This window comes from Streptomyces sp. NPDC001890, from assembly GCF_042891445.1.
Taxonomy (GTDB): Bacteria; Actinomycetota; Actinomycetes; order Streptomycetales; family Streptomycetaceae; genus Streptomyces.
Map to the genome: position 1 here is coordinate 1 of NZ_JBIATE010000069.1, position 7,706 is coordinate 7,706.

7 protein-coding genes are annotated in these 7,706 nt (G+C 68.5%); 6 read left to right on the forward strand and 1 reads right to left on the reverse strand.

From position 1 onward, the window contains the following. Positions 1–304: 304 nt before the first annotated feature. Positions 305–430, reverse strand: coding sequence for a hypothetical protein (locus ACFYY1_RS42850; protein WP_388595511.1), 126 nt, complete (start codon positions 428–430; stop codon positions 305–307). A 9-nt stretch (positions 431–439) separates the two neighbouring features. Here ACFYY1_RS42850 and ACFYY1_RS42855 point away from each other — a divergent pair, with 9 nt between their 5' ends. The 6 genes from ACFYY1_RS42855 (at position 440) to ACFYY1_RS42880 (ending at position 7,534) form a co-directional block, all read left to right on the forward strand. Continuing rightward, a complete protein-coding gene (locus ACFYY1_RS42855; protein WP_388595510.1) occupies positions 440–1,450 on the forward strand; it encodes a TnsA-like heteromeric transposase endonuclease subunit in 1,011 nt (336 codons plus the stop codon). Beyond that, entirely contained in the window at positions 1,447–3,369 is a 1,923-nt protein-coding gene (locus ACFYY1_RS42860; RefSeq protein ID WP_388595501.1) for a transposase, read from the forward strand. Before ACFYY1_RS42855 ends, ACFYY1_RS42860 begins: the two co-directional genes overlap by 4 nt. Before the next feature lie 295 nt (positions 3,370–3,664). Continuing rightward, entirely contained in the window at positions 3,665–4,489 is an 825-nt protein-coding gene (locus ACFYY1_RS42865) for a TniB family NTP-binding protein (RefSeq protein WP_388595503.1), read from the forward strand. A gap of 46 nt (positions 4,490–4,535) precedes the next feature. After that, positions 4,536–5,600, forward strand: a complete 1,065-nt coding sequence (locus ACFYY1_RS42870; RefSeq protein WP_388595505.1) for a TniQ family protein — start codon at positions 4,536–4,538, stop codon at positions 5,598–5,600. Between the two features lie 118 nt (positions 5,601–5,718). Continuing rightward, entirely contained in the window at positions 5,719–5,877 is a 159-nt protein-coding gene (locus tag ACFYY1_RS42875) for a hypothetical protein (protein WP_388595506.1), read from the forward strand. 1,060 nt (positions 5,878–6,937) lie between these two features. Beyond that, positions 6,938–7,534 carry a hypothetical protein gene (locus ACFYY1_RS42880; RefSeq protein WP_388595508.1) on the forward strand — a complete coding sequence of 199 codons (597 nt, stop codon included), beginning with the start codon at positions 6,938–6,940 and terminating at the stop codon, positions 7,532–7,534. The last annotated feature ends 172 nt before the right edge of the window (positions 7,535–7,706 follow it).

Below are 7,706 nucleotides of genomic sequence, written 5' to 3' on the forward strand. Positions count from 1 at the left end.
CACCTCGCCGCCCGCGGCGGCATCGGCCTGGAAACCTTCTACGGGCGGCTGGGCTGGAAAGAGACAGGCCGCTGGCCCGGCGCCCTCCGCCTCGCAGACGGCAAGGACCACGACGAGGTCCTCATGCTCCTCACCCCCCTGTAACCGACCAGGAGTGCGACGGCGAGTGTCCTGGAGGGGGAGACGAAGGGGGTGCGGGTGAGCGGGCGGCGGCCGGGGTGCTGCGGTTCAGCGAGGACCGCGACCCCGCCTGGCGGTCCAGGGCCCGATGGGTACCTTTCGGCTGCTGCTTGCTGGTCAGGGGTCACTGGTCCGCAAGCACCGTCGGGGTGTGGTCCCGGTGCCCGCTGAGGGTGTCCGTCCCGGTACGGGAGAGGTCGATGCCGAGACAGTCGGCCCAGACTGCGGCGTCCTCGTCGTTGTCGGCCACGCCGTGCAGATGTGCGTCGCCGTCCAGCGTTCAGTGGGCCCCGGGAAACTCCCCAGAGGTCAGCGACCCAGGCCCGGAGGAGGAGTTCGTGTCGCAGCGGGTATCGGCGGGTGCGTGACTCTGGCGAGGAGTAGCAGAGTCAGGCTCGGCGTTCAGGATGGTCGGCGGGTGTTTCACTGCATCGTGTGGCTCGTTGCATCTGCGCAATGTGCAGATGGGTCGGTCTGTCTTCACTGGGGTAAGGCGGCTTTTCCGCAGAGGTCGGTGAAGGGGGACGGGGTGCACCCTCGTCATGTGAGCGTCCGGTTCGTAGGGCCGGACGGGGTTGTGGTGCAAAGGCCGTGGCGAGTGGCAGTCGAGGAGCTTCGTCTCTTGGACTGCCCAGTCGTGCGCAGCTACCCACTGCGGCGGGAGCGGCGACTCGCCCCAGGGTGGTGGTGGTCGGCGACGACGGGCCGTCTGGTCGGGTACGGCAGCGCGGCGATGCGGGACGCGGTCATGATGCTCGATCAGGATCCGCGGGTGGTCGGCCTGGCCTGCCGGCCGGTGGAGTTCGTGTGGGAGCAGCGGGGCGGGGTCGTGGCCCATGCTCCTGATCTGGCCGTGGCTGTGGTCGGGGGCGGTATGCACTTGGTGGATTGCCCCGGGCGGGGCGGGCCTTCCGAGCGGCTGTTGGGCAGGGCGCGGGTGGTGGGGGCATGTGTGCGGGAGGTGGGGTGGGAGCACCGGTTCGCGGGTGTTGCTGATCCGGTGGTCGCGGCCAATGTGCGGTGGCTGTCGGGGTACCGGCATTCCCGTTGCGCGGTCGGGATTTCTCCTGTGCGGCTGCGTGGTGCGTTCGTCGAGCCGGTTGCGTTGGTCGAGGGGGCGGGGCGGCTTGGGGATCCCCTCGCAACACTGCCGGCTGTCTATCACGGGTTGTGGCACGGCCTGTTGAGGACGGACTGGGGCCGTCCTCTGGGTGAGGAGTCTGTGGTGAATGCGGTGCCGGTCGGGCGGCAGAAGGGGGCGGGGCGGTGAAGAGGCCGACAGGTGTGGTCGAGGTCGGGGATCGGATTCGGTTCGAGGACGGCGTGCATGTCCTGGCGGGGCTGGACGGGCCGCGGTGTCGGCTGGTCGCCGAGGAGGGGGCGGGTGTGCAGGTGCTGCTGCTCACCCAGGTGCTGGGCGCGCTGGACTTCGCCGTGCTGGACCAGCCGCAGTCGCGGCGGGCGCCGGTCCACGGGCCGTTGGACGGGCTTGATGCGGCGGTGCGGGAGAAAGCCCTGGCCTGGGAGCGGCACGTGTGGGAGGTCGAGAGCGGGTATCCCGGTCGGTGCCGTCAGGGTGCGCCTCGGGCTGGGTACGACCCGGCCGTGTACGGGCTGGCCGAGCGGGAGGCGGCCAAGGCAGCCGAGCTGACTGCGGCCGGGGACCCGGTCAGTGTGGCCACGGTGCGCAGGATGCGGGCCCGCTACCGCGAGCAGGGGGTGTGGGGGCTGGTCGATGGTCGCCTCACGCGGGAGCGACCGGTGTTCGGGCGGGCTGATCCGCGGGTGGTGGCCGCGATCGTGCGGGCACTGACGGAGCAGCAGGGACGTTCCAGTGGGACGCTGAGCCGGCTGCGGCGGCAGGTGGCCTGGGTGTTGGAGGACGAGCACGGGCCGGGGGCGGTGGTGGTGGTGCCGCCGGTGGCCACGTTCAACCGGCTGGTTCGGGCGGTGGCCGAGCGGGAGGGGCTGGCGCTGACGGCGGCTGGTCAGCGGCGTCGGGCATCCCGTCCTGTGCCGGTGTTCACGCCGACCGTCGCGGCGCGGCCCGGGGAGCTGGTGATGATGGACAGCACTCTGTTGGACGTGATGGTCGTGTGCGAGGACGGACAGGCGCGGCGGCCGGAGCTGACGATGGCGGTGGACGTGGCCACGCGCAGTATCACCGCGGCCGTGCTGCGGCCGAAGGGCACCAAGGCGGTGGATGCGGCCGTATTGCTGGCGCAGACGCTGGTGCCGCAGCCGATGCGGCCCGGCTGGCCCGAGTACCTGTCCATGGCTGCCTCGGTCATCCCCTACCAGCGGCTTGTCTCCATCGATGAGCGGATGCAGGGTGCGGCGGCCCGGCCGGTGATCTGGCCGTCCACTGTTGTCATCGACCAGGGCAGGGTGTTCGTCTCCCGCTGCTTTCTGGCGGCCGCAGAGCACCTGGGGATCTCGGTCCAGCCCTGTCCCCCGGCGTCCGGGCACGCCAAGGGCCATGTGGAGCGGGGCTTTGGCTCGATCGGCACTCTGTTCGCCCAGTACGTCGCCGGGTACACCGGCAACAGCGTTGCAGCGCGCGGCAGTCGTGTGGAGGACGAGGCGTGCTGGACGCTGTCGCAGCTGCAGGATCTGCTGGACGAGTGGATCGTCTGCGGCTGGCAGGAGCGGCGGCATGAGCGGCTGCGCCACCCGCTCATGCCGCGCCTGACGATCACCCCGAACGAGATGTGGGCCGCGCTGACCGGCATCACGGGGTATGTCCCCGTCCCGTTGAGCGGGGCCGACTGGATCGAGTTGCTGCCCTCAAGGCGGTGCGTGATCGGGGACGAGGGCATCCGGTTCGAACACCGCACCTACGACGGGCCCGCGCTGAACGGGCACCGGCACCGCTCCACCGCCACGGACGGCAAGTGGGAGGTCCACCACAACCCGTATGAGCCGTGGCACTGCTGGGTACGGCTGCCCGGCGGCTGGGAGCAGGTCGGGTGGATCCATCAAGGGCTGGTGTCGAGGCCGTTCACCGACGCTGTCTGGCGGCACCTGCGCCGTGTGACCACACGGTGCGCGGACCGGGCCGAGCACGAGGAACACCTCGCCCGCCGGCTGGATGAGCTCCTGCGCCGCGCCCACACCGGAGAGCCGGGCAACGGCGACGGTGCCCGTCGGGTGAGGTCGACAGGATCCCGGCCGTTCTCGATGAAGTAGCCCATGGTGGCGTGCGGTTGGACGGAACGGGCGCCGACGACGGCACCGAAGCCCTGGCCGACGCCGCTGAGCCGGTCGGAGCCTGGAACATCTTCGACGCCCACCAGGAGTCACAGCAGTGGTAGCGCTCAACGTTCCAGAAGCGCACGACGATCCGTACTCGTCGCCAAGCACCTGGCACCAGTGGATACGGTTCATTGATACCGACCCGCCGTGTCTGCCCGGGCCCGGTCCGTGGAGCGAGGAGGAACGCCTGGACTATCACTCCCGGTTCGTAGTCCTGTCCACCCCGACCATGGCCAAGGTCTCCCTCACGCTGCGCCGGCTGGTGATTCTCAACCGGCGGCACAACGGCACCGCGCGGCGTGGGCTGCTGGTCTCCGGTCCGCCTACCACGGGCAAGACCACTACCCTGCAGCAGCTCGGCAGGTCCTTCCATCTTGCCGAACGGGACCGGCACAGCGGGCGCGTCGAGCACCTGCCCGTCGTTTTCCTGTCGGTGCCGCCGGCCGCGACACCGAAGATGCTGGTGTCGGAACTAGCCCGGTTCCTCGACCTGCCCCTGACCACGACCATGAACCAGGCTCGCATCACCGACATCGTCTGCGCCGCCCTGTACCAGCTCGGTACTCGGCTCGTCCTGGTCGACGACGTCCACCTCCTCAACACCCGCACTCGCAACGGCGCCGAGACGTCCGACCAGATGAAGCACCTCAGTGAACGCATCCCCGCGACGTTTGTCTTCGCCGGCGTCGCGCTCGACTCCTCACCGCTGTTGACCGGGCCCCGCGGCGCGCAGCTCGCGGGCCGGTTCAAGACCGTCCGCAATCCGCCTCTGGGCCACGGCAGTCTTGCGCAGCGCGTGGCGTGGGAAGGGCTGATCAAAGGCATGGACGAGGCGTTGCGCCTGAATGCCCACCGCACAGGGGCGCTGGTGCGGCACGCCGCGTATCTGCACCTGCGCACCGGCGGGCGGATCGGCAGCCTGTCCGCCCTGGTGCGGGAAGCAGCGATCGCCGCGATTCTGGATGGCAGCGAGAAGATCACCAAGGCGCTGCTCGATGAGATCGATCTCGACGAGCTGGCCGAGGAAGCGTCCCGGCCCGGCAGGCGGCGCTGACATGCCGCGCGCACTGCCTGAGCCATCGCCCCGGGCGTTGTTCAGGGTGAGGCCGCTCGCCTTCGAGACGAACGCCTCGTACATCGGCCGGCTCGCTGGGGCGCACCACCTCACGATGCGGGAGCTGTTGAGCTCACTGCGGATCTACCGGCCCAAGATCTACCCCCGCGAAGATCGCCATGGGCCGCACTCCCCCACCGAGCTCTACCTCAATGCCGCGGCACGGGAACGCATCAGCCAGTACACCGGCATTCCGGGCGAGCAACTCGCCCGTGCCCTGCCCTGCTGGAAAGATCACGAGGGCGGCTGCGGCCGCCGCACCACCGCCGGAGCACACCCGGGCGGCGCCCTTCGTCCCTCTAACCTGCCGGCCGTCATCGGATGCCCGCACTGCACCATCGCCCGCACCGGACAGGACCAGCCTGTGTGGCGCTACCTGCCCCACCACCGGCTCGTGTGCGCGCGGCACCAGACCTGGGCGCTGGGCCCGCACACCCTGCACGGTGCCTCCGTCCCCCACACCCATGTACTGCTCCACCGGGCCCCCGAGATCGTGCACGCTTGCTACGCCCACCACCGGCTGGTACGTCGGTGGGGACCCGATGCCGACGACGCCATCGCGCAGGCGGCACGGATCACCGAACACTGGCGCCGCCACGCACCCCCAGCCGAACATGTATGGCACGAACGCGCCGAACGCCTTGCTCCCCACGGCACCCACGACGCGCCGCTATGGGCAGTCCTGGCCCGCGAGGCCATCACCTATCCCGAAACCATCGCCCTGGCCCGCCTGTTCGAACACCGCCCCGCCGCCCGCTACCTGCGCACCCACCCCGGCCAGCGCCACCCCCTCCAGACCGCGATCGCACAGGTACTGGACCGTGACTGGCTGGAAGGGCCGCAGCACTACCCCGACGACCTCTCCCACTTCATCGGGACCGCCCCACGCGACCACAACAGCCAGACCGCCTACCGCCACCACTCCGAACGCGTGTCCCTGCACCCCTGCACCATCGAACTCACCGCACTCGGCTACCAGCCACCGCCGCAGATCCGGCGGAGCGCTTCTGCGGGTAAAGGGACTGCTCGGCTCGTCCGCTGGAAGCGGTGACCGGACCTCTTACGCGTAGACGAAGAACTGGGCGTCCACGACCGTCCCGTCTTCGTTTTCAAGTTCACGTACACAGGGATGATCAGCCCGTACTGGCTCGGCCTCCACGAAACCAACCGTGGTGACCAGCCCCCTCACACCCGATCCCACCGAGATCGCCTGGCACGACTGGCTCACAGAGACCGAACTGGCCACGCCGATGAAACATGAGACGTTCGCCGCCCGCGAGGCATACAACCGCCACCTCGCCCAGCACCCACAATCTCAACCCCGGTGACCTGCACAGCCAGCCGAAGCCCTGCCACATACCAAGGACCAGCGAAACTGCGCACCACCCAAACAACCTGCACAGTCAGGCCCCAAGCCAACAACCCAGCAGATCACATGCCCGACACACCACGCACACCACGCAGAATCAGTGAACCAACAGGCCACTCACCCGCTCAATCAACCTGCACAACACCAGGCCACAGACGTGACAACTACACAGATCCACTGAGCGGCGACACTCGAAAATCTCACCTCGTTAAACCCGAATACTGACGGCAAATCAATCCGGAAAACTCTCCAAGGCTCCGCTATTCCGCGCTCTGAGCATGCGTCAAATCCAACCAGACTCCTTTGTGGAATCAGCACGCACACCTGCTCAAATTCAATCAGGAAGGTCAAAGGACAGTGCCGTGGAGCGCGCGGCGGTCTGAGGAGTGCGGGCGTAGCGGCGGGCGGCGAGGCCGTCGACGGCCTGGAGCGAGGCGGCGACCGCGGGTCCGCCGGCGGTTCGTCCGGAGGCGGGGCGGTGCGGATGTCGCGGACGGCTTGGCGGACCACCACGTGCACGGCGGCCGGGTCAAGGGCCTGAAGGCCGCTGTGAGCGAGCATGGAGAGGCGGTGGGCGCATCATCAGGTCGGCGACGTCGCCGGAAGCCGCGGAGACGGCAATCAGGGCGCGCTGGGACAGGCCCGCAGTCGAGCACGGCCGCGGGTCGACACGTCGGTGTCTCACATGCAGGATTCCTGCGGCCTGGATGGCCCCAGGGCGTGGGCGACGTCAAGCAGCCGGGACACCCGTGACCAGCCGATACCGGACCCACCCCCTCTTGGAACTCCCGCCCCGCTGACCAGGTATTCCTCACTCAATGACCAGCCAATCCTCACTGCTTGTCCAGCAGCAGCGCCCGGCCACCACTGCTCAACACCCCGTAGAAACACCCGAATCGGCCCGGCCCAAACAGCCCCCAAGCCCGGACACCAGACTGAGAACCATCCCGGACACAGAAGCGAGAACTCCCACGCGAAAAGATGCGATGCCATGTGCGTAGTGTGTGTACGGTGCCGGAGTGATCGACTTTGATGGTGCTTGGTTGGGTGCGGAGGCCGCGCGACGTTTGGCAGAGGCGGACTGCTGTGAGATAGCTCCAGGGCTCACGGAGGAAGAGTTCAGCCGGATCGAGGCGACCTACGAGTTCGAGTTCTCCCCGGACCATCGTGCCTTCCTGGCAGCAGGGCTGCCGGTCGCCTCACCTCCCGAGGAAGGCGCAACGTGGCAGCAGCCCTGGCCCGACTGGCGGCACGCTGATGAAGACGACCTGCGCCATCGACTGGAGTGGCCGGTACGAGAAGTGCTGGGCGACGTCGCTCATGGCAGCTGGCATCCGGCCCTGGGGGCACGTCCCACCTCCAAGGAAGAGGCCGTGAGGGTAGCCCGAGCGGTACTTGCACGAGCGCCACAACTCGTTCCCGTGTACGCACACCGCTTCATACCCGCAGGTCGCGACACTCCGGGGCATCCGGTCCTGTCAGCGTGGGGAACCGACATCATCTACTACGGCCACGATCTGGCCGACTACATCGACCGTGAGTTCGGCGAGGTCGACGAGGACGCGCCCTGGGCTCCGCAGGCATCCGTGCCGTTCTGGAAGGACTTCCTCAGCTGAGATCGCCCCGGCTAAGACCGTGTCCTATGTGGTGAGTCGGACCAGTCGCTTGTAGCAGCAGAGGGTGGCGGCGAGGCCTAAGGGCTGTCCCGTAAATGATCTCTGAGCGGCCTCGGGCATGGTGGGCTGCCGTTACGGCTGGGTGGTTTACCTGGCGAGGGCGAGGTTGTGC